We start from the raw sequence: 20314 nt of genomic DNA, 5'->3' as shown, positions 1-20314 counted from the left end.
TTACATACGTTCGGGTGCGGACACACCCAGCAGGTTCAGACCATTACGAATGACCTGGGCGCAGGCCTGGGCCAGGCGCAGACGGGCCAGACGCAAGGCCGTGTCGTCGACCGACACGCGCTCGGCGTTGTACCAGGAGTGGAAGTCTGCAGCGCAGTCGCGTAGCCAGAAAGCAATGTGGTGAGGGGCCAGTTCGCGAGCGGATTGGGCCAGCACATTGGGGTATTCGGACAGGCGTTGCATCAGAGCGATCTCGGTGGGGGCGGTCAAAGGCGTGATGTCGGCCTGAGGCACTTGATCCAACAGTTCTGCCGACTGGTTCAACACGGAGTTGATACGGGCATGTGCGTACTGGATGTAGTAAACCGGGTTTTCTTCGCTCTTGGACAGGGCCAGATCGATATCGAATACGAATTCGGAGTCGGCACGGCGCTGGATCAGGAAAAAGCGCACGGCGTCCTGGCCTACCCATTCGATCAGGTCACGCAAGGTGACGTAGCTGCCTGCGCGTTTGGAGATTTTCACCTCCTGGCCATTGCGCATGACTTTGACCATCTTGTGCAGGATGTAGGCCGGAAATTCCTTGGGGATACCCAGGCCCAGACCTTGCAGACCAGCGCGTACACGGGCAATGGTGCCGTGGTGGTCGGAGCCCTGAATATTGATGGCGTGGTGGAAGCCGCGCTCCCACTTGGCCACGTGATAGGCCACGTCCGGCACGAAGTAGGTGTAGCCGCCTTCGGATTTGCGCATCACGCGGTCTTTGTCGTCGCCTGTGCCCAGTTCCGTGGTGCGCAGCCACAGCGCGCCGTCCAGCTCGTAGGTGTGACCGGCGTCGATCAGGGCCTGCACGGTTTTTTCAACCTTGCCGGAGGTGTATAGCGAGCTTTCCAGGTAGAAGTTGTCGAACTTCAGGCCGAAAGCCTGCAAGTCCAAATCCTGTTCGCGGCGCAGGTAGGCCACGGCGAAGCGGCGGATGTCTTCCAGATTGTCCAGATCACCACTGGCGGTGACAGAGGCGCCATCGGCAGCCTGAACGGTTGCACCAGCCTGATAGTCGCGGGCGATATCCAGAATGTAGTCGCCCTTGTAGCCGTCAGCGGGGAATTGCTCGCTGTCGGGCTCGATGCCACGAGCACGGGCATGCACGCTGGTGGTCAGGTTGTCGATCTGGTTACCGGCGTCGTTGTAGTAGAACTCGCGGGTAACGTCGTAGCCTTGCGAGCTGAATACGCGGCACAGGGAGTCGCCCAGCGCCGCTTGGCGGGCGTGGCCCACGTGCAAGGGGCCGGTCGGGTTGGCCGACACGAACTCCACCATCAGTTTTTCCTGGGTAGGAGCAACGTGGCCAAAGTTATCGCCTTGCTCGGCAATAGTCTTCAGGACGGCCTGATGGGTGGCCGTGGACAGACGAAAGTTGATAAAGCCCGGGCCGGCAATTTCCGCGCCTGCCAGCAAAGCAGCGGCGTTCGGATCGGCCAACAGGGTATCGACGATTTGCTGAGCCAACTCGCGCGGGTTACGACCGGCGGGTTTAGCCAATTGCATGGCAATATTGCAGGCGGCATCACCGTGCGCAGCCACTTTGGGGCGCTCCAGCGTGATGTTGGGTTCAGCCTGGGGCAAGATGGCACGGACGGCAGCCTGTAGGCAGGCGATTAATTGAGATTGTTGCTCAGCAAGCATAGGAAAGGTCTGGATTGGTAGAAAGACAACTGGGGCGAGTTGATCTCGCCTCAGATGGAAGGCGCGACATTGGCCCGCCGGATAGCCCCACATGATAGCGTGATTTGACGCCAAATTCTTTTCAAGCACCCTAGCGTTCCCATCCCAGGTGGTTATGTAACCACGCATCGTAAGCATCCATGTCTACCCAGCCTACTTGATTGTCACCGCGCAGGCGCCAGTCATTAAAGCGTGTGATCAGGTTTTCCAGGGTGTTGCGCACCTGTCGGCCCAAGGCAGGGTGCGAGTCCTGATACAGCAGATCCTGACCCTGGCCGTGGTAGTCAACGCGGCGTACTCCCTGTGTGCTCAGACGCAGTCCGGGTGTACGCATGTCCTGCAAGATGGGATGCCTGATCTGCAGATCGGTTTGAGGCAGTTCGGCCAGCGTCAAGCCGGCGGCGGTGGCTTGCCAGTGCATCCAGGCCAGGGCCACTTTGTCCAGGTCGCTGATGCTGTTGTCATCGGGCAGTACACCACCACCTATCTGGCTATGAGCGCCGATAAAAGGCATTTCCACTGTGTTCATGGCCTGGGCCAAGCCGCTTAAGGGAAAGAGCACGCGGTGTTCGTGCATTGCTACGGCGTGGGCCACCCAATTCCAGGCTTGCGAGACGCCCAATCGGTATTGAGAGTTGCTCCAGCCGCCCAGCCCAAATTGCGCCACCGTATCGAAAAGCCCTAGAAAGCGGGGGGTGATGCAGGCCCGGATGGCCCCACGCTGCGGATCATTCAGCACAAACCAGCCTTGTTGGGTGTAGTCCATAATGCGATTGGAAAAGTCCCTGGCCAGCGCTGCTCCCCGTGAAAAACCCAGCAAGTCCACCGGTACGGCGCGGGCTGCGGGCCCCTGCTCCTGCATGCGGTTCAGAAAGCGGTTCCATTGCGCCTCCAGAATGCGACCTGCTCGCCACGCCGTCAGCGCATCCAGATCCGTGCTCACAGGATTGCCGGGACCCTCGCTGTAATGCACCGCCCCATCCTGATACAACTGCGACAGTTTCCAGACATTGCTGTTGGTGATGGGGGCTTGCCGTGTGCCATCAAACGCGAACAGCAGCAGGCCGGTGGGATCAATATGGCGCAAGGGCTGTTGCTGGGCATAGCCCACTGCCTGGGTGTGCGGCCACGGGCCCAACGGGTCCGCTTCCAGATAGTGACCGCGATCGGGGAGATAGGTACGCAGCAGATTGTCGTGCCAGCCGGTAGCGGACTCTGCATACTGCCCCGGCAGGCGTAAGTTGAATTCCAGTGTTTCGAGTAAAGGCTCGGCCTTTCCCAACGGGTTCAGATCTGCGGCCCAGATTGGCCGGGCTTGGTGATCGCTAATCAGTCGGACGGCGCCCATCAAATCACTATGCAGGTAGTACAACTGCTCTTGCCCATCTGGTTGATAAACAATCATCCCTACGGGCGTCAGCCCGGCATACAGATAGCGCCGGGAAATGAGCTGGCCGGGCGCAGCGGCTAAATCCAGTTCAGCCATTAATTGCTGGCCGTGAAAGAAGAAAGCGCGCTCTTGATTGCCTTGCTTGCGCCAGATGCGCTGGCCAAAGGCATCGTGCCGGTACTCGACCAGGGTGGAGTTGGCCGTGTGCACGCGCCGTAAGCGACGGTTGGGGCCGTAGTCCAGATTCAAGGCTCCGACGGCTTTCGCCGTGCCGGTGGAGGAACGCTGAATGGAAGCGGCTGGCTTCGGGTAGCGCGCAGCAAGTGCGCCGCTGTGGCTCCAGGCCAGCCATTGTTCTGATTCTGTCTTGCCTTGACGCAAGGCAATCATCCGGTTCTGGGCGTCGTAGTGCAAAAACCAATGGCGTATTTGCTGTAGCAGCGGGTAGTCGTGGCGGTCCTCCAGTACATTTCCTTGTGCATCCAGGCGGCGGGTTTGTGTCCAGACAGGTTTGCCATCCGGCTGCAAAAGCATTGCATCCACAGCTTGACCAGTGCTGTTCGCATGGCTGATCAGTTGAAGGCCATTGCCCCAGGCGTAGCCCACCTCTTGTGCGTGGATGACAGTCTGGATTTGCCCGGTTTGCTGGACCCATTCCAGAGACTGTAGACGTCCATGAGCATCCCAGCGGTAGCGTAGTTGTCCGCCTTCCGGCAGTGAGTGCAGCGTCAGCCTACGCTGCTCGTCATACTCAAAGCGATCGGTCCAATTTTGCCCAGGGCTATGGCTACGCTCCAGGCGACGTTCTTGTAATAAACCCGATCGTAACTTCAGCCATTGTGTTTCCGTGGGGTGACGAATGCGTAGCGCGCCAGGCCCCAACCAGTCCAGTTCACTGCGTTCAACTTCATGGCCTTGTTGGTGTTCAAGACGGCTCAAGCGCCCCTGCTGATCGTAGTGAATCTGAAGCGAGCCTTCTTCTGCGTAGTCAATGCGCGTCAGCCTGCCATCCGGGCTCCAGTAGCGGGCTTCGCTTCCATGCTGGCTGGACGCCCACCGTTGCAAGCGCCCTTTTTCATCAAGCCCTAGGCTTAGCGACCCCCAGCCACCCTGCTTTTGCTCCAGCCGTGACACCGTTCCATTTGTACGGCGCTGCGCTGTCCACGGCCCAGCCTGCAACCAGCGTCCTTGCGGATCGTACTGCCATCGCGTGCTATAGGGCGGGCAGTCCTTGCACAAGCGGCTTTCCAGTTTTTGTAGCCGCTGCTGGCCTTGATAGTCGCGGTAATGGAAGCGATGTCGTTCTGTGCCGATGGACCATTCACTCAGGCTCGGCCCATAGTGTGCCGTCCAGTCCTGATTGAAGGCATGAGAGATCAGACGGCTGACTCGGCCTTGGGTGTCGTATTCCCATTGCTGTACTGACTGGGCCGCTTGTCCAGGCGCTTGCAGGCTGCTGCCGCCTAAACGATTCGACCAAGGTGCGGGGGCTGGATGGTAGAGGCGCTGCATGCCATCGGGGCGGCTGACGCCGGCCAGCCAGACTTGTTGGTCGTGCTGTTCCAGAAGCAGGCGAAACGGCCCGGCTGGGGTTTTAATATTGATGGCTGTGGCTGTGGCTGTGGCTGTGACGATCGCCATCGCCACTGTCGCAGTTGCTGCCGTTTCCGCTGCTCTTACCGCCGTTGTGACATTGGCTAGGGGCCTGGTTTTGGTGTGGGATTGAGCTTGTCTTGGAGTCTGAACCGGAGCTTGGTTTTGCCCTTGCCCCTGTGGCGACGCCTGCTCCTGCACTTGGCTTTGCCATTCAAACACCAGCGTTTGGCCCAAATGATTACGCACAGTCTTAACCGCATACGCCTGCGGATGCGTGCCGGGAAAGCGTTCTATATCCAGCCACTGCTGTGTCGAAACACGCACATGGATTAGCCAGCCCTGCTCGTCAAACCTCAGAATCAACCCATTCGGGCCTTGCCAGAACCAGCCCTTACTTTGCACGTGTGCCGGTGGGTACAAGCGAGTCTGTCGTCCATCTGGCATGAACAGGGCATGTCCTTGCTGCCGCAATTGCAGGTCGTAATTCAAGGCCCAACCTGTGTGTCCCAGCGTCGGCGTAGGATTGCGCCCCCACCCATTCCAGTGACGCTGCAATTGCAGCAAAGGCCAGGCTTGGCTTAGCGGTAAGTCGGTATCGCTTTGGTATTTCTGCCCGCTCAGCAAGTCCACTGGATTGAGCAAACCCATATCGGCTGCGGGTTCGCCCTGTTCCCCCAAGGTGGCTGCTGGCGCGCAGCGGGTGGATGACGGGGGCAAGGGACATTCAAGCGAGCTTTGTGACCAGGCCAGGGATGGGCAGGTGATCAAGAGCAAGATTAGCCAAGACAGGAATGCGGCAGGCATGAAGGACTCTCCAAGACGGGGAAAATCCTGCTATCTTGCAGGGGTGTGTATCCTGAAAGTCGAATCGGAAACACAAAGATCCATAAGGAGAAACCGTATGTTAGTCGTCTTTAAAAGCAAAGCCGCCGCCGATGTGCTGATGTTCTCCGAACATGCCATGCCTATTCTCCGGGCCGCAGGGCGCTCCTACCCCGATGGTTTGCCCGAGCGTGGTGTGTTCACGGCAGAGCAATTGTCCGAAGCCATTGGCAATATTGAACGAGCGATTGGGCAAGACCGGGAAAACAAGCATTCGCCCCACGAGGACGAAGACGAGGAAAAGGAACACCCGATGTCCCAGGTCGTCAGCTTCAGCCAACGCGCCTATCCTTTGCTGGATATGTTGCGCCAGGCAAATAACACCGGCGTGCCGGTCATGTGGGAACCGGCAGATAGTTCCTGGTAGTCCCTGGAATGTCGGCCTGCCGACAATTTGGTAGGCCTTCTTTGCTTAAGCTCCAGAGTTGATCTATTTTTTTTCGGAGATCGTCTATGAGCGCTATGGTGCTTGTGATCTTTAGTCCTCGCCAGCACATAGAGCTGGTCACTCCTATACAAACCATTGATCCGGAAAGCGGCAAGCAATCGCGCGACTGGTTCGATCGCACCTGGCAAGAGCTGGGCTGTGAACCCCTGCGAGCCAGTGGCAAAGTCCTGTTGTTGGACAAAATCATGGGCGTGGCTGATGCCATGGGTTATACGATGCTGTCGCAGGACGATGAACGCGCCCAGGAATTTGCACGCCATTGCTTGCAAGCGGTGGGTTCCATGCAGGTCACCGTGGATTTGCCGGGTTTGGCGGTCACGTACTGATCAGGCCAAGGCAATGGAAAACCGGCTCTGTAGGGCCGGTTTTTTTTATGTTTTTTTGAATGCTTTTGGGCTTGTAAGGCGGTTGGTTTGCAGTTGATGCTGCCGTCACAGCCACAGCCACAGCCACAGCCACAGCCACAGCCACAGCCACAGCCACAGCCACAGCCACAGCCATAGCCACCGTCACCGTCACCGTCACCGTCATCACCGCCGTTATTGCCGCTGCCAGCGCCACTACACGGGGCAGGTATACCTTAATCATTTGAACGGCTGTCGGCCTCGCCTTGTTCCTGCCTGAGTTCCAGTTACACAATGCATAGGCTCAGTCCCCAAGGGCTTATTACAATCCAGCAGATTCAGACTTGGCCTTAGCCGGCATAGTCAGCAACCCTGTCACCCGAAGCAATATGGATCTCAAAACGTTAGAAAAACACCTTGATGCCTCGCCGCTGCTGCAAGCGCATAAACAGTATTTCCTGGATTTGGCGCAGCCAGCGGTGGCTATCCATTTGGGCAAGGACAAGGGCCAGCCCTTGCAAAGTCGTTTTGGTGGTCAACCTATGGGGCCTCCCGGTTTTACCTGGCCCGAGCATCCTGACGGCCATTATCTGTTTGTTGGCCAGATCAACTTCGCGGAATTGCCCAAGGGGCCGGATCGCCCGGCTGATTTGCCCTGCAGCGGCCTGCTGTCACTGTTCTACGGTTTCGATGAAGACGATGCCATTTTCTGGCGTGACCAAGACTACCTCAAGGCTTACTACTGGCCAGACACCAGCGGTTTTCAGGAGATCCAGGCGCCCCACTGTTGGAGTACCCGTAGCTGGGCGCTGCAGTTTGAAAACTGCATCGACATTCCGCGTCATGAAGAACTGCGTCAGGATTGGCCAGTGCCTTTCGAGGAACTCTACGACTGGTTCGATAAGCTGGAAGAAAACGGTGATTTGCCTGGCGACTATCTGTTGGGCCGTCCTTCCTGGGACAGCCTGGCTTATGACCCTACGCCCAATCAGGTGGAGCATCCAAGTCAATCGCGCTGGCGCTCTTTGCTGACCGTACAATCGCACGAAAAACTGCATTGGTGCTGGCAGGATGGTGCCCGTCTCATGGCTTTTATCGAGGACGATAAATTACGGGCCAAAGACTTCAGCCGTTTGCAGGTTGACTGCGGTTAAGGGCCATCAAGCTATTGAGGGCATGGCTGGTTGCGTTGACGCGAAATAACAAAGGCTGAGGATATTTCCCCTACGCTCTGTTGCCAAGCCAAGCCAAGCCAAGCCAAGCCAAGCCAAGCCAAGCCAAGCCAAGCCAAGCCAAGCCAAGCCAAGCCAAGCCAAGGTGGATGTTTGCGCCATTGTTGATGCGGGTTGCACTTCGTTGCTGGGTTTGCCGCGTGTTGAGATGAGCAGTCATGCTGCGCCCACGAAAAACCCGCCTTGTGGGCGGGTTGCAGGCAGAGCGACGATAAGTCGGGCTGCAAAAGCGGGTCAGGCGCGGCCGGGATGGGCCGGGCGGGCGCTGGAGTGGGATCACCACCCCAGTCGCGGCATAAAGATCGTTAGGCGGTGGTCGCTTCAGCTTCTTGCTGGGCGATGGTGTGGCGGTTAACCGCGCTCAAGATCGCCAGGAAGGAGGATGTCACGATGTCGGCGTGAACGCCCACACCAAAGCCCGATGGACTGTCACCGATACGCATTTCCACGTAAGCGGCAGCGCGGGTTTCCGCACCGGAACCAATGGCGTGTTCGTTGTAGTCCATGATCTTGATGGACATATCCAAAGCATTCACAAAGGCAGAGATCGCGCCTTCGCCCGACCCCTTCAAGGTGCGAACCTGACCGTCGTGTTCCACATCCACTTCAATCGTGAATTGCTGGCCGCTGTCGGCGTGCGGCTGGCTGATGATGTTGTGCTTGAGCAGCTTGTAGTGCTTTTTGCAGTTCAGGTATTCGGACTCGAAAATGCCGTACACATCTGCAGGTGTTACTTCCTTGCCGGAAGAATCGGTCACGCGCTGAATGGCACGGCTGAATTCGATTTGCATGCGGCGTGGCAAGACCAGACCGTGCTCTTGTTCCAGCAGGTAGGACACACCGCCCTTGCCTGACTGGCTGTTGACGCGAATAACCGCATCGTAGCTGCGGCCCAGGTCGGCCGGGTCGATTGGCAAGTAAGGCACTTCCCACAGTTCGTCGGATTTTTGCTGTGCCAAGCCTTTCTTGATGGCGTCCTGGTGGGAGCCGGAGAAGGCGGTAAACACCAAGTCGCCCGCGTAAGGATGGCGTGGGTGCACGGGCAACTGGTTGCAGTACTCGGCGGTGCGGCGCACTTCGTCGATGTCCGAGAAGTCCAGCTCAGGGTTCACACCCTGGGTGTACAGGTTCAGTGCCAAGGTCACCAGGCAGACGTTGCCGGTGCGCTCGCCGCTACCGAACAAGCAGCCTTCGATACGGTCTGCGCCCGCCATCACGGCCAGTTCAGCAGCAGCCACCGCCGTACCACGGTCGTTGTGCGGGTGTACGCTCAGGGTCACGTTGCTGCGTTGCTCCAGATTGTTGTGCATCCACTCGATCTGGTCGGCGTACATATTGGGCGTGGTGGCCTCAATGGTGGCGGGCAAGTTCAAAATGACGCGCTCGTCGGTGGCTGGGTCCCAGGCTTTCACCACCGCATTACACACGTCCAGAGCGAATTCAGGCTCGGTGGTGCTGAACACTTCGGGCGAGTACTCGTAGCCCCATTGGGTTTGCGGGTACTTGGCCACTTCGCTTTTGACCAGACGTGTACCGGTCAAGGCAATTTCCTTGATCTCGTCCTTGCTCAAGTTAAAGACGACCTTGCGAAAGGCCGGCGCACATGCGTTGTACAAGTGAATGATGGCGCGTTTGGCGCCCGCAGCGGCTTCGACTGTGCGCTTGATCAGGTCTTCACGCGATTGCGTCAAGACGATGATGGTGACGTCTTCAGGGATACGGTTTTCGTCGATCAGCTTGCGAACGAAATCGAAGTCGGTCTGCGATGCGGAAGGGAAACCGACCTCGATTTCCTTGAAACCGATTTTGACGAGTTGCTCGAAAAAGCGCAGTTTGCGAGCCACGTTCATGGGCTCGATCAGGGACTGATTGCCGTCACGCAAGTCAGTGCTCATCCAGATGGGCGCTTTGGTAATGCGCTTGGACGGCCAGGTGCGCTCAGCGAAGTCGCGATCAAAGGCGACAAAAGGACGATACTTTTGAGAGGGGTTTTTCAGCATTGCCATGGGGATACCTGTCGGACAAAAAGTGTTGATTACTTCTTGCCGTCACCAGCGATTGCAGCATTTACGTAGGCCGGTGGCGGCACAAATGACGTAGATGTGGCTGAGTATTGGCTGCCGAACTGCCACAGGACACTAGGCCCGGCAACCGGACGCTAGTAGTAGCAGCTGGGATAGGATGGAGGCAGGGGCCGAGGAACGGCCTTCACGCACGGAACGCGACAAGGTTGCTTCAGCGGCGGGGCTGAAACCTTGGCAAGCGTAGGAGAGTTGGCGTGCGTGAGTCATGACCGTTAGTCAAACACAAAAGAAACAGGAAGGCAAGTGTCAGGTTTGTGGTTCTTGGCGCTCATAGTCGGCCTGTAACAGGCGGCTTTGTTGCTCGGCCAGTTCGATCTTGCCAAAGCGGCCAGCGCGCAACTCGCTATAGGCGCGTTGTAAATCACCCACAGTCAAAGGGCTGCGCTGATCGGGCCAGCACCACAAAATGACTTCACGGGCCGGACGGCTGAGCGATCGGGCCAACTGAGCCACGGTGGACTCGTCGATAATGCGTTGCTGGTTGCGTTGCATGACCCTTTGTATAAAGCCATACAAAAGATAGGCAATAATGAGCGTTATGACGCCCACTACCGTCCACCAGAAAAACGGGTTGTATTGTTTGATCAGCGCCAGGTTTTGAATGCTCAAGGCCTGCAGGCCAGAGTAATCCAGGCCACGCCCGAAGCTGATAAGACGGTTGAGAAGGTCCCACCAGATAATGGCTACTACGACAGTGATGACGGTGCAGATAATAGTGGCTGTGGCGCACAGCTTGAACAGAGTGCTACGCAGAGCCTGACTATCGTTGGCGGTGGGTGTCTGGGCGTTGTCAGTTTTCATGGAAACGATTGTACCTATGCTTACGCGTCAGTCACTAGATTTACGCCAGCAGCAAACGCTGGTTTTGACGCCGCAATTGCAACAGTCTATTAAAGTGTTGCAGCTATCGGGGGCCGAGCTGGAGCAGGAGTTGGCTCAAGCTTTGCTGGACAACCCTTTGCTGGAACGTTTGGACGTGCAGATGGATGTCGCCGCCGAGCCATTGCCCGAAGCCGCTTCGGGCGAGGCGGAATCCTCGTGGGCGAGTCTGGAGTTTCCCAAGCACCAAGGGGATTCGCATGACCCTGATTGGTCCCCCGAATCGGCCATTGACCAGGACCTGGCTGCTTATCTAAGCGAGCAGTTGGGATTGTTGCGTTTGAGCGACCGTGACCGGGTCCTGGCACAGTTGTTAATCGACGAGCTGGACGATAACGGCTACCTGCCCGTCTCTTTGGACGAGGTGCTGGCCTGCCTGCCCGCTGAGCTGGATATTGATGAAAGTGATTTGCGCTGCGCGCTGGCACAGGTGCAGTCTTTGGACCCGGCCGGTGTCGGTGCGCGGGATCTGGCCGAGTGCCTGAGCTTGCAACTGATGCAACAGGCCCAGCAGCTGGAGCCCGCCTTGTTTGATTGCGCCCGCTATCTGGTGCGTGAGCATGTCGGCGTTCTGGCCTCGCCCAGTCAACTGCGTCAGCGCTGTGCAGGCCTCTATTCGGCCGAGCTGGTGGAGCGGGCCCATCATTTGATCCTGAAACTGGACCCCAAGCCGGGGCGTGCCTGGACGCAGAACGTCTCGGCGTATGTCGTGCCGGACGTCTTGCTGATTCGTGGCAAGGATAGCTGGCAGGCGGCCTTGAATCCCCTGGCTGTACCGCGCCTGCAACTGGTGAACCTGCACGATTATGAAATTGAAGCGCACCCAGCCTTATTGGCAGAGCGCCAAAAAGCGACCGGCTTGCTGCGCAGCGTCAACAGTCGCTTTGTGACGATTTTGCGCGTAGCACAAGCGATCGTGCAGATGCAGCAGGATTTCTTCACGCAGGGTGTGTCGGCCTTGAAACCCATGCAGTTGGCCGATCTGGCGGCTGAACTAGATTTGCATGAGTCGACGATTTCGCGTGCAACGCGGCAAAAATACATGCAGACGCCGCATGGGGTGATGGAGCTTAAACAGTTCTTTACCGTGGCCTTGGCCAGTGTGGATGGCAAGGCCGATATGTCCGCTGCTTCGGTGCGGGCGCAGATTGTACAGATGATTCGTGACGAGCCACCGGCCAAGCCTTTGTCGGACCAGCAGATTACCGATCTCTTGCAGGCTCAGGGCCTGACGTTGGCGCGCCGTACAGTGGCCAAGTACCGGGAGGCGGAAGGTTTGGCACCGGCTTCACAGCGCAAGATGCGGGCAGCGGCGGGAGTCTAGGGCGACAGCCACAGCAGGCTCAAGATACTTGGCAAGACCTTGGAAACAATAAAAAAAACAGGGCCTGCATACACGCATGAACAGGCCCTGCAAAAGCAAAGTTAGCGCCTGCCATCCAGACGGAGTCACTGGATCGCAGGGTTATTGTTGGTCTATTTAGAATTTCATGGTGGCCGAAGCCAGGAAGGTACGTGGTGAGCCTTGGCCATTGCTTAAAGGCACGACCCAGTAGGCTTTATTGCCTACGTTTTCCAGGCTGGCGCGCAAGGTCACTTCCTTGCCGGCAAAACGTGTTTTGTAGCGCATGCCCAGGTCATAAGTGGTCACGCCCGGCATGTAGTAACTGTTGCTGGCGTTGGCATATTGCTTGGACTGGGTGTGCAGATTGGCATTTAAGGTCAGGCCTTGAACAAAGGGGGTGTCCCATTCAATCCCGGCCTTGGCAACCCAGCGGGACAGGCCAACGGCGCTACGCCCTTCGGTATCCGGGTTGCTGGCCTTGCGGATTTTAGGATCCAGGTAGGCGATACCGCCAGTCAGACGCCAGTTCTTGGCAATCTGGCCAAACACCTGTACTTCCACGCCTCGGTTGCGCTGACGACCGTCGTAGCTCAAGTTGGGCTTGCCATTGAAGCGCTCATTGCTCTCGTAGCTATTGGGCTGGGTAATGTCGAACAGGGCGGCGGTCAGTGCGTAGTCGCCACTGTCGTACTTCATCCCGATCTCGTATTGGCGTGTTTTCTGGGGGGCGAAGACTTGACCTTCGTTGGCGTAGTCGTCGCCCACAATCATGCCCTGGGTTAGACCTTCGGCATAGTTGGCGTACAGCATCCAGTCGTCCTGCAGTTGCCAGACACCGGCAATAGTGGGTGTCTGGGCGTTCTTGCGGTAATTATCGCTCTTGCCGCTTTTATCCTTGGTGCTGACCCATTGCTGGCGCAGACCCAGGGTCAACTGATATTTGCCGTCTGCAAAAGACAGGGTATCGGCCAGCGCCGCACTGTACAGATAGCTGACTTTAGGCGCACTTAGCCCATTCATGGGGACATAAGGGCGTGCCGGGTAGTCCGGATCATAGATATTGATGGTCTCGGACCAGCCCTTGATGGAGGTGTTGTCGCTGCGTGAGCTTTTACGATTCCAGTCCAGCCCGGCGCTGATGGTGTGCTGCACCGAGCCGGTGTCAAAGCTGTAGAACAGGCCGGTATTGGCAGCCAGGTTGTAGCCAGTATTGTTGCGCCGAGTCGCGGCCAGCTTCAGGTCCCCTTGCTCGTTCAGCAAGGTGCTGCCCTTGGTGTTGTAGTTGTTCATCTCGGACTTGCTGTAACCCGCCGAACCGTACAGGGCCAGCTTGTCGCTGGCAGCCCAGTCTGCACGGATCAGCGCCGTGGTTTCACGCGTCAGGCCGGCAGCCCAAGGGACACCCAACAAGACATCGCCTTTGGGAGGCGTAGGCAGTGGGTTCTTGTCCAGACCCTTGGCCAGACGCACACCCCGATTCAGGCCGGAAATGTACTCTTCCAGGTGATACAGGTCGGCGGACAACTTGAGCGATCCCAGACGGTAGTCCGCTCCCAGCGAGATCAGTTTGTCGCGATTGGTACGGTGATCCACCACGCCCTCGCCGTCCTTGAACACGCCGTTCAAGCGCAGGCCCAGCTCATTGGATTGACCGAAACGGCGGCCCAGATCCAGATGCGTCCCGAATTGGGAGGGCTGGATGTAGGACAGGGTAACGTTGCTAATAGGATCGTCCGTGGCGCGCTTGGTCACCAGATTGATCGAGCCACCCACATCATTGCTGGCATTCATGCCGTTCAGAACGGCAGAGGGGCCTTTGAGAATTTCTAAACGCTCTGCGATGGCCATCACGCGGCGGCCACTGGTCAAGCCTTGCAAACCATTTAGAGACACGTCACCGGCACGGAAACCCCGTATATACAAAGTGTCTTTCCCACCTGTTCCACCTGCACCGGGTGTCTGCACGGAAGGGTCGTTCTTGCTGATCAGAATGCGTAGTTCCTGGCCTTGCAGATCCTCGATGTAGTCGCTGGTGTAGTTGATGGTGCTAAAGGGGGTGTTCATGACATCCCGGTTTCCCAGCAAACCCAGATTGCCGCCGGTAGCGACATGATTGCCTTCGTACGCAGGCGGCAAATCAATGTATTCGCTGGCTTTGACTTCAATAGTGGACAAAGACGTAACCGGGGGAGCATCGGAGGATTGTGCCCAACTGCTGCCCGCACTGAGCAGGCTCAGGCCAACAAGATAAGAAATACGCATGAATTTGTAATCTAAATATAAATGATTCTCATTAATGTTTCATTTGTAGCATCTGCTTGTAGGGGGTTCAAGCAGTTAGGTGGCTTTGTGATATAAAAACGACCCTAATAAACTTAAGGGTATAAGGAGACGATGCAGTCGATTTTGCTCCGAAATCGCGCCGGAATTAGGGTTTCAGGGGGATTTTTGAGCAAAATCGTGGCACGTCTGACTCGACGGTGGGAATGCGTCCCGTGGAGCAATTTTGGCAAAACAGGCGATGTTTGCTTGGCAAGGGGAAGGCAGAGGAGCGGTGATGACTCCCGGCTATAAGGGAGCGGCTCAAGAAATTGTTTTATTTTTGGCCTGAACTGGCTTGAGCTGTGTTTCGATACTTGTCGACTGCGACTGCGACTGCGACTGCGACTGCGACTGCGACTGCGACTGCGACTGCGACTGCGACTGCGACTGCGACTGCGACTGCGACTGCGACTGCCAGGGCGGAGGCAGGTAGGCAGCGTTGGAAGTCCCCTTCCGCGACTGCCCCCTTTATCTATCGTCCTTAGCTAAATAACCAGGGTTCCTGTTCCCGGCGTTCCTGTTCGTAAGCCTGGATCTGATCCATTTTCTGTTCCGTCACGCTAATGTCGTCCAGCGCCAGCAGCAGGCGGTGGCGACGTTCTGGTTCCACCTGAAAACGGATGTGCTGGTCGGGACCGATCACCATGCAGGCTTGCAGATCCACCGTCCATTCACCCCACGGATTGTGCGTGACAGCAGTGAATAAGGCATCAATCTGCTCTGTGGTCAGTTGTATGGGCAACATGCCGTTTTTAAAGCAGTTATTGCGGAAGATGTCGGCAAATGAAGGGGCGATCAGCACCGCAATGCCCAAATCCTTCAGTGCCCAGACCGCGTGTTCACGGCTGGACCCGCAGCCAAAATTCTCGCGTCCCAGCAGAATTCGTGCCCCTTGTGCGCTGGGCTGATGCAGACAAAAACTGTTGATCGGCTCACGCTCGGCCAGCGGTTTGCCAGGGTAGCCAATATCGGCGTAACGCCAGTTGTCGAAGGCATATTGCCCAAAGCCGGTACGCGACAAGGAGGTCATGTACTGCTTGGGCAAGATCGCGTCGGTATCCACATTGGCGCGGTCCAGCGCAATCAGGCGCGAGCGCACGGAAGTAAAAGCTGTGTTCATACGGCGTCCCAGTGGCGGATATCGACAAGATGGCCTGCAATTGCGGCGGCAGCAGCCATGGCGGGGCTCATCAGGTGTGTGCGTCCCAAGGCGCCCTGCCTGCCCTCGAAGTTACGGTTGGAGGTGGAGGCGCAGCGCTCACCCGGATTCAGACGGTCTTCGTTCATGCCCAGGCACATGGAGCAGCCCGGCTCGCGCCATTCAAAACCGGCTTGCGTGAATACCTGGTCCAAGCCTTCCTGCTCGGCCTGACGGCGTACCAGTCCCGAGCCGGGGACCACCAAGGCTTGCCGCACCGTGCTGGCTACTCGCTTGCCTTTGACCATGGCCGCAGCGCTACGCAGGTCTTCAATGCGAGCGTTGGTACAGGAACCAATAAACACCCGGTCTACGGCGATGCCTGCCAGCGGTTGGCCGGCCTGCAAATCCATATATTTCAAGGCGCGTTGAACATCAGCCTGTTTACCCGTGGCGGCTGCTAATGGATCAGGCACAAGCTGGTCGATGGCCGCCGCCATATCGGGGGACGTGCCCCAGGTCACGGTGGGGGCGACTTGTGCGGCGTCGATTTGCAGGTGCTGATCGTATTGGCAACCCTCATCGCTGATCAGCGTGCGCCAGTATTGTTCCGCCTTGTCCCATGCCTGTCCTTTCGGTGCCAAGGGACGGCCGCGCACATAGTCCAGGGTCTTGTCGTCCACGGCGACCAAGCCAATACGGGCACCCGCTTCGATCGCCATATTGCACAAGGTCATGCGCCCTTCCATGGACAAGGCCCGGATGGCCGGACCGGTAAATTCAATGGCGCAGTCCCGCCCGCCGTCCGTGCCCATGTGGGCAATGATGTGCAGGATCAGATCCTTGGCGGTGCTGGTGGCAGGCAGTTCGCCTTGCACGTCGATTTGCAGGCTGCGCATGCGCTTTGCGGCCAGGCACTGCGTGGCCAGAACATGCTCCACCTCGGAGGTGCCAATGCCAAACGCCAAGGCGGCAAACGCGCCATGTGTGCTGGTGTGGGAATCGCCAGCCACAATGCTGGAACCGGGCAAGGTCATGCCTTGTTCGGGTCCGATCACGTGGATGATGCCTTGGCGCTCGTCATCCAGCCCAAAGTAGCGCAGGCCAAACTCCCGGCTATTGATTTCCATCTGGTCGATCTGCGCTTGGGCCAACGGATCTTCCAGACGCTGATTGCGGCGGCGGGTGGGCACGTTGTGGTCCACCGTCGTCAGCGCGGTGTCGGGGCGACGCACCGAGCGTCCGGCCAAGCGCAAACTCTCGAAGGCTTGCGGACTGGTGACTTCGTACAACAACTGACGGTCTATGTAGATCAGATCATGCTCATTGTCTACCGCCGCAACGCGATGTGTATCCCAGAGCTTTTGAAACAGGGTACGGGCTGTGTTCATGGTTGGCACACTTTCAAGGCATAGGCCGGCCCGGCTTTGTGCAGGCGACTTTGAATAGGCTCTTGCGTCAGAGCCGCGATTTCTTCGGCTAAAGGCTGGAGCGCTTCCAGATTCAAGCCTGTGTCCACGCCGCTGATCTGGAACATATGCGCCAGATCTTCCAGGCTGGCATTGCCGCTGGCACCAGGGGCATAAGGGCAACCGCCCAAACCGGCCAAAGCCGCATCGAAACGACGCCCGCCTTCACGGTACGCCGCCCAGGCATTGGCCAGTGCCAGCCCGCGGGTGTCATGAAAATGGCCGGTGACGCCCTGCTCGCCATACAAACTCAAGGCGGCTTGGGTCAGGCGCTCTACCTCCACAGGTGAACCCATGCCAGTGGTATCGCACAGGCTGATGGAACTGGCTCCCATGCGCTGCACTTGTTGCATCAAGGCAATCACGTGTGCGGGGGCGACGGGGCCGGTAAAGGGGCAGCCAAAAGCGGTGGACAGAGATACGTTGACCGGCGTCTTGCCTGCTGCCTCCAGTACCTGCTCCAACTGGACCAGCGATTGTGTAATGTTCATGCGCAGGTTGGCCTGGTTATGCGCTTCAGAGGCTGAAAACACAAAATTCAGCTCGTTCATACGGGCTGCCAAGGCGCGCTGTGCCCCGCGCAGGTTGGGGACCAGCGCGGTGTAGCAGACCTGAGGGGCGCGTGTAGTCAGGCTGGCCAGCTCATCGGCATCTGCCAGGGATGGAATGGCTTTGGGTGAAGTAAAGGACGTCAACTCGATCTTGCGCACGCCGCATTGAGGCAGCGCTTGTGCGATACGCAGCTTGTCCGGCGTAGGCACCCAGCGTGGCACGATTTGCAGGCCGTCCCGCAAGGTGACGTCGGTGATCAATACGGTACTCATTCCACGATTCCTTGTTCACGCAGGGCTTGGCGGCGCTCCGGGCTGATGCCTAGTTCTTCCAGGATGCTATCGGTGTGTTCGCCCAACTCTGGCCCCAACCATTGGGTGGCACCGGGGCTGCGGCTAAGCTTGGGCACAATGCCGGGGATGGTCAGTTCCTGGCCGTCTTGCAGCGTGTGTGTTTCCAGCATGCCGCGAGCCTGGTAGTGCGGGTCATCCAGAATGTCGGCGGCGGTGTAGATACTGCCGCTGGGAACTTCAGCCTGATCCAGCACGCCCAGTATCTCTTCCAGGCTGCGGCCGCCGGTCCAGTCGCCAATGGTCTGGTCCAGCATGGCGCTGTGTTCCACACGTCCGGCGTTGTCGGACAAGCGCGGATCGTGGGCCAGATCGGGACGGTCCATGGCCTGCATCAAACGGATGAAGATGGCATCGCTGTTGGCGGCAATCACCACCCATTTACCATCGCCGGTGGGGTAGGTGTTGGACGGGGCGATACCGGGCAAGCTGGCTCCAGTGCGTTCGCGTTGATGGCCGTTCAGTTGATAGTCTGGAATCAGGCTTTCCATGATGGCAAAGACGGATTCATACAAGGCCACATCAATCATTTGGCCTTGTCCCCCTTCCTGGCGCAGATGGTGCATGGCCAGCAGCGCGCCTATGGTGCCGTACAGTGAAGCCAGCGTATCGCCCAGGCTGACACCGGCTCGTACGGGGGGGCGATCCGGATAGCCGGTGCCATATCGCAGGCCACCCATACATTCTGCGATGGCTGCAAAGCCAGGGCGGCGGTGATAAGGGCCGTCCTGCCCATAGCCGGAGACGCGCACCATGATCAGGCGCGGGTTCAGTGCATGCAGTGTTTCCCAGCCCAGGCCCCAGTGCTCCAGCACACCAGGGCGGAAATTTTCAATGACAATATCGCTTTGTAAAGCCAGTTCACGGGCAATTTCCTGGCCTTCGGGCTGGCGCAGATCCAGCGCAATGGAACGCTTGTTGCGGCTTTGCACACGCCACCACAGCGAGGTGTCCTTATGCAACTGCCGCCAGCGGCGCAGCGGATCGCCCTTGCCGGGCGGTTCGATCTTGATGACATCGGCCCCGAATTGGGCCAGCAAGCTACCGGCATAAGGGCCGGCAATCAGCGAACCCAGCTCCAGGACTTTGATCCCTTTGAGCGGTGATTCGGTAATGTTTTTCTTATCCATATCTGTTTCCTCCAGTTATTGATTCTGGGATAGAAATGGAAAGTGGAAAAGCAGTTATATATTATGCTGCCATCGTAAAAAACGTGGATGGAAATAAATAAAAACCCGCATGGCGCGGGTTTTTGTTTTTAAAGTGTTCTAGGTAGCCAAAGAATGATTTCTGGAAATATCGTCAAGATGATAATCGCCACAATTTCCAGGGCGACAAAGGGCAGCGCGCCACGTGTAATCTGCTGCAATGAGATCTGCGGAGCAATACCTTTGATGACGTATAAATTCAATCCCACCGGCGGTGTAATGACGGCCATTTCGCAGGCAATAATCATGACGATGCCAAACCACAATGGGTCGTAGCCCAGAGCAATAATAACGGGTAGTACAACGGGGGTGGTAATTAGAATAAGAGAGACAATATCCAGAAACATGCCGATCAAAATAAGAAACAGCAGAATGAATATTAAAATTACCCACGATGGCTGAGACGAGGCGGTAATCAGCGCAACCAGTTTTTGCGGAATCATCAGACGCGTCATGATGTAGCCAAACAGCAGTGCTGCGGCCAGAATCAGCAAAATCATGCCGCTGGTGACGGCTGTGGAGCGCAATATTTGCAGTGCAGTGCGCCAGTTCATCTCGCCATAGGCCATGGCGATCAGAAAGGCTCCCGTTGCGCCGATGCCAGCGGCTTCGGTGGGGGTGGCAATACCCAGATAGATCGTGCCCAGAACCAGCAAAATCAGCAGTGCGGCAGCCCAGATATCTTTCAGGGCACCGAGCTTTTGCGCCCAAGTTACCGTTTCGGCATTGCGAGGGGCAGCTTCGGGGCGGAAGATGGCAATGAACACGACATACATGACCATCATGACAGTTACCATCAGGGCCGGCAGCAAGGCACCAATGAACAACTTGCCGATGGATTGGTCCGCCATTTCGCCATACAGCACAAAGCCGATGCTGGGAGGAATCAGCAAGGCCAGTGCACCGGCGGCAGCAATGGTGCCACCAGACAGGCTAGGTGAGTAGCCACGCTTGAGCATTTCAGGAATGGCAAAGCGGCCAATGGTGGCGGCACCGGCCACACTGACCCCGCTCATGGCACCGAACACAGCCGAGCTGCCTATGCTGGCCACTGCCAAACCACCGGGCAAACGGTTCAACCAAAGGTAAAACAACTGATAGAGCTTGCCGCCGATACTGGTTCGCGCAATGACTTCGCCCATCAAGATAAATAGCGGGATGGCGATCAGGGAATAGCTGGCCATGCCACGGTGCAAGGTGGCGGGGATGACGTCCAGACCGGCCAGTCCGGACTTCATTAAAATGCCGGAAATACTGGCAACACCCAGTGCGGCGAAGATGGGGGTGCCGATGACCATCAGGATGGCAAAGCAAGCCATCATCAGGCTGAAGATGAGCATGGAATCCATG

16 protein-coding genes are annotated in these 20314 nt (G+C 57.6%); 4 read left to right on the top strand and 12 right to left on the bottom strand.

All coding sequences use genetic code 11. From position 1 onward, the window contains the following. Positions 1-1686 (bottom strand): arginine--tRNA ligase, encoded by a 1686-nt coding sequence (argS, locus tag LNA76_RS16775; RefSeq protein ID WP_094195244.1) that lies wholly within the window; start codon positions 1684-1686, stop codon positions 1-3. A gap of 130 nt (positions 1687-1816) precedes the next feature. Next, positions 1817-5515 carry a phospholipase effector Tle1 domain-containing protein gene (locus LNA76_RS16770; protein WP_230019499.1) on the bottom strand — a complete coding sequence of 1233 codons (3699 nt, stop codon included), beginning with the start codon at positions 5513-5515 and terminating at the stop codon, positions 1817-1819. Between the two features lie 97 nt (positions 5516-5612). Between LNA76_RS16770 and LNA76_RS16765 the strand changes: the two genes are divergently transcribed. Both LNA76_RS16765 and LNA76_RS16760 read left to right on the top strand, forming a co-directional pair. Then, on the top strand, positions 5613-5960 hold the full coding sequence (locus LNA76_RS16765) for a DUF1840 domain-containing protein (RefSeq protein ID WP_094195246.1): 348 nt from the start codon (positions 5613-5615) through the stop codon (positions 5958-5960). Between the two features lie 86 nt (positions 5961-6046). Beyond that, positions 6047-6367, top strand: coding sequence for a hypothetical protein (locus LNA76_RS16760; protein WP_094195247.1), 321 nt, complete (start codon positions 6047-6049; stop codon positions 6365-6367). Here LNA76_RS16760 and LNA76_RS16755 read toward each other — a convergent pair. Further along, positions 6357-6629, bottom strand: a complete 273-nt coding sequence (locus LNA76_RS16755; protein ID WP_230019498.1) for a hypothetical protein — start codon at positions 6627-6629, stop codon at positions 6357-6359. The two genes, LNA76_RS16760 and LNA76_RS16755, sit on opposite strands and share 11 nt — an antisense overlap. 145 nt (positions 6630-6774) lie before the next feature. On the opposite strand from LNA76_RS16755, the gene LNA76_RS16750 reads away from it, so the two are divergent. Next, the gene (locus LNA76_RS16750) at positions 6775-7539 is read left to right on the top strand and encodes a YwqG family protein (RefSeq protein WP_230019497.1); all 765 of its coding nucleotides are present in this window, start codon (positions 6775-6777) and stop codon (positions 7537-7539) included. Positions 7540-7922: 383 nt separating this feature from the next. Here LNA76_RS16750 and leuA read toward each other — a convergent pair whose 3' ends face one another. The 3 genes from leuA to LNA76_RS16735 form a co-directional block, all read right to left on the bottom strand. Next, on the bottom strand, positions 7923-9617 hold the full coding sequence (gene leuA, locus LNA76_RS16745) for a 2-isopropylmalate synthase (protein WP_203226763.1): 1695 nt from the start codon (positions 9615-9617) through the stop codon (positions 7923-7925). A gap of 138 nt (positions 9618-9755) precedes the next feature. Further along, entirely contained in the window at positions 9756-9908 is a 153-nt protein-coding gene (locus LNA76_RS16740) for a hypothetical protein (protein WP_159063885.1), read from the bottom strand. A gap of 39 nt (positions 9909-9947) precedes the next feature. Then, the gene (locus tag LNA76_RS16735) at positions 9948-10502 is read right to left on the bottom strand and encodes a hypothetical protein (protein WP_094195249.1); all 555 of its coding nucleotides are present in this window, start codon (positions 10500-10502) and stop codon (positions 9948-9950) included. A gap of 16 nt (positions 10503-10518) precedes the next feature. Between LNA76_RS16735 and rpoN the strand changes: the two genes are divergently transcribed. Beyond that, positions 10519-11904: an RNA polymerase factor sigma-54 gene (gene rpoN / locus LNA76_RS16730; RefSeq protein ID WP_230019496.1), complete on the top strand. Its 1386-nt coding sequence runs from the start codon at positions 10519-10521 to the stop codon at positions 11902-11904. 156 nt (positions 11905-12060) lie between these two features. Here rpoN and LNA76_RS16725 read toward each other — a convergent pair whose 3' ends face one another. The 6 genes from LNA76_RS16725 to LNA76_RS16700 all read right to left on the bottom strand — a co-directional run bounded on the left by LNA76_RS16725 (position 12061) and on the right by LNA76_RS16700 (position 20313). Continuing rightward, positions 12061-14187 carry a TonB-dependent receptor gene (locus LNA76_RS16725; RefSeq protein ID WP_230019495.1) on the bottom strand — a complete coding sequence of 709 codons (2127 nt, stop codon included), beginning with the start codon at positions 14185-14187 and terminating at the stop codon, positions 12061-12063. 541 nt (positions 14188-14728) lie between these two features. Further along, positions 14729-15367, bottom strand: a complete 639-nt coding sequence (gene leuD / locus LNA76_RS16720; protein WP_230019494.1) for a 3-isopropylmalate dehydratase small subunit — start codon at positions 15365-15367, stop codon at positions 14729-14731. Next, positions 15364-16776, bottom strand: a complete 1413-nt coding sequence (gene leuC, locus LNA76_RS16715; protein ID WP_230019493.1) for a 3-isopropylmalate dehydratase large subunit — start codon at positions 16774-16776, stop codon at positions 15364-15366. The genes leuD and leuC overlap by 4 nt, the downstream gene beginning before the upstream one ends. Then, entirely contained in the window at positions 16773-17678 is a 906-nt protein-coding gene (locus LNA76_RS16710) for a hydroxymethylglutaryl-CoA lyase (protein WP_094195253.1), read from the bottom strand. Before LNA76_RS16710 ends, leuC begins: the two co-directional genes overlap by 4 nt. Beyond that, positions 17675-18886, bottom strand: coding sequence for a CaiB/BaiF CoA transferase family protein (locus tag LNA76_RS16705; RefSeq protein ID WP_108727079.1), 1212 nt, complete (start codon positions 18884-18886; stop codon positions 17675-17677). Before LNA76_RS16705 ends, LNA76_RS16710 begins: the two co-directional genes overlap by 4 nt. Positions 18887-19014: 128 nt before the next feature. Then, positions 19015-20313, bottom strand: coding sequence for a TRAP transporter large permease (locus LNA76_RS16700; protein ID WP_094195255.1), 1299 nt, complete (start codon positions 20311-20313; stop codon positions 19015-19017). Position 20314 lies beyond the last annotated feature (1 nt).

This window comes from Alcaligenes sp. MMA (assembly GCF_020907215.1).
GTDB lineage: Bacteria > Pseudomonadota > Gammaproteobacteria > Burkholderiales > Burkholderiaceae_B > Alcaligenes > Alcaligenes aquatilis.
Note: the sequence above shows the minus strand (reverse complement) of the source record. Positions and strands in the feature narration are given on the sequence as shown.

Coding starts and splice junctions, on each gene's coding strand:
- LNA76_RS16735 (WP_094195249.1), bottom strand. CDS start 10,502: ATGAAAACTGACAACGCCCAGACACCCACCGCCAACGATAGTCAGGCT.
- LNA76_RS16765 (WP_094195246.1), top strand. CDS start 5,613: ATGTTAGTCGTCTTTAAAAGCAAAGCCGCCGCCGATGTGCTGATGTTC.
- leuD (WP_230019494.1), bottom strand. CDS start 15,367: ATGAACACAGCTTTTACTTCCGTGCGCTCGCGCCTGATTGCGCTGGAC.
- rpoN (WP_230019496.1), top strand. CDS start 10,519: ATGCTTACGCGTCAGTCACTAGATTTACGCCAGCAGCAAACGCTGGTT.
- LNA76_RS16725 (WP_230019495.1), bottom strand. CDS start 14,187: ATGCGTATTTCTTATCTTGTTGGCCTGAGCCTGCTCAGTGCGGGCAGC.
- LNA76_RS16705 (WP_108727079.1), bottom strand. CDS start 18,886: ATGGATAAGAAAAACATTACCGAATCACCGCTCAAAGGGATCAAAGTC.
- leuA (WP_203226763.1), bottom strand. CDS start 9,617: ATGCTGAAAAACCCCTCTCAAAAGTATCGTCCTTTTGTCGCCTTTGAT.
- leuC (WP_230019493.1), bottom strand. CDS start 16,776: ATGAACACAGCCCGTACCCTGTTTCAAAAGCTCTGGGATACACATCGC.
- LNA76_RS16700 (WP_094195255.1), bottom strand. CDS start 20,313: ATGGATTCCATGCTCATCTTCAGCCTGATGATGGCTTGCTTTGCCATC.
- LNA76_RS16755 (WP_230019498.1), bottom strand. CDS start 6,629: ATGATTAAGGTATACCTGCCCCGTGTAGTGGCGCTGGCAGCGGCAATA.
- LNA76_RS16740 (WP_159063885.1), bottom strand. CDS start 9,908: ATGACTCACGCACGCCAACTCTCCTACGCTTGCCAAGGTTTCAGCCCC.
- LNA76_RS16710 (WP_094195253.1), bottom strand. CDS start 17,678: ATGAGTACCGTATTGATCACCGACGTCACCTTGCGGGACGGCCTGCAA.
- argS (WP_094195244.1), bottom strand. CDS start 1,686: ATGCTTGCTGAGCAACAATCTCAATTAATCGCCTGCCTACAGGCTGCC.
- LNA76_RS16760 (WP_094195247.1), top strand. CDS start 6,047: ATGAGCGCTATGGTGCTTGTGATCTTTAGTCCTCGCCAGCACATAGAG.
- LNA76_RS16770 (WP_230019499.1), bottom strand. CDS start 5,515: ATGCCTGCCGCATTCCTGTCTTGGCTAATCTTGCTCTTGATCACCTGC.
- LNA76_RS16750 (WP_230019497.1), top strand. CDS start 6,775: ATGGATCTCAAAACGTTAGAAAAACACCTTGATGCCTCGCCGCTGCTG.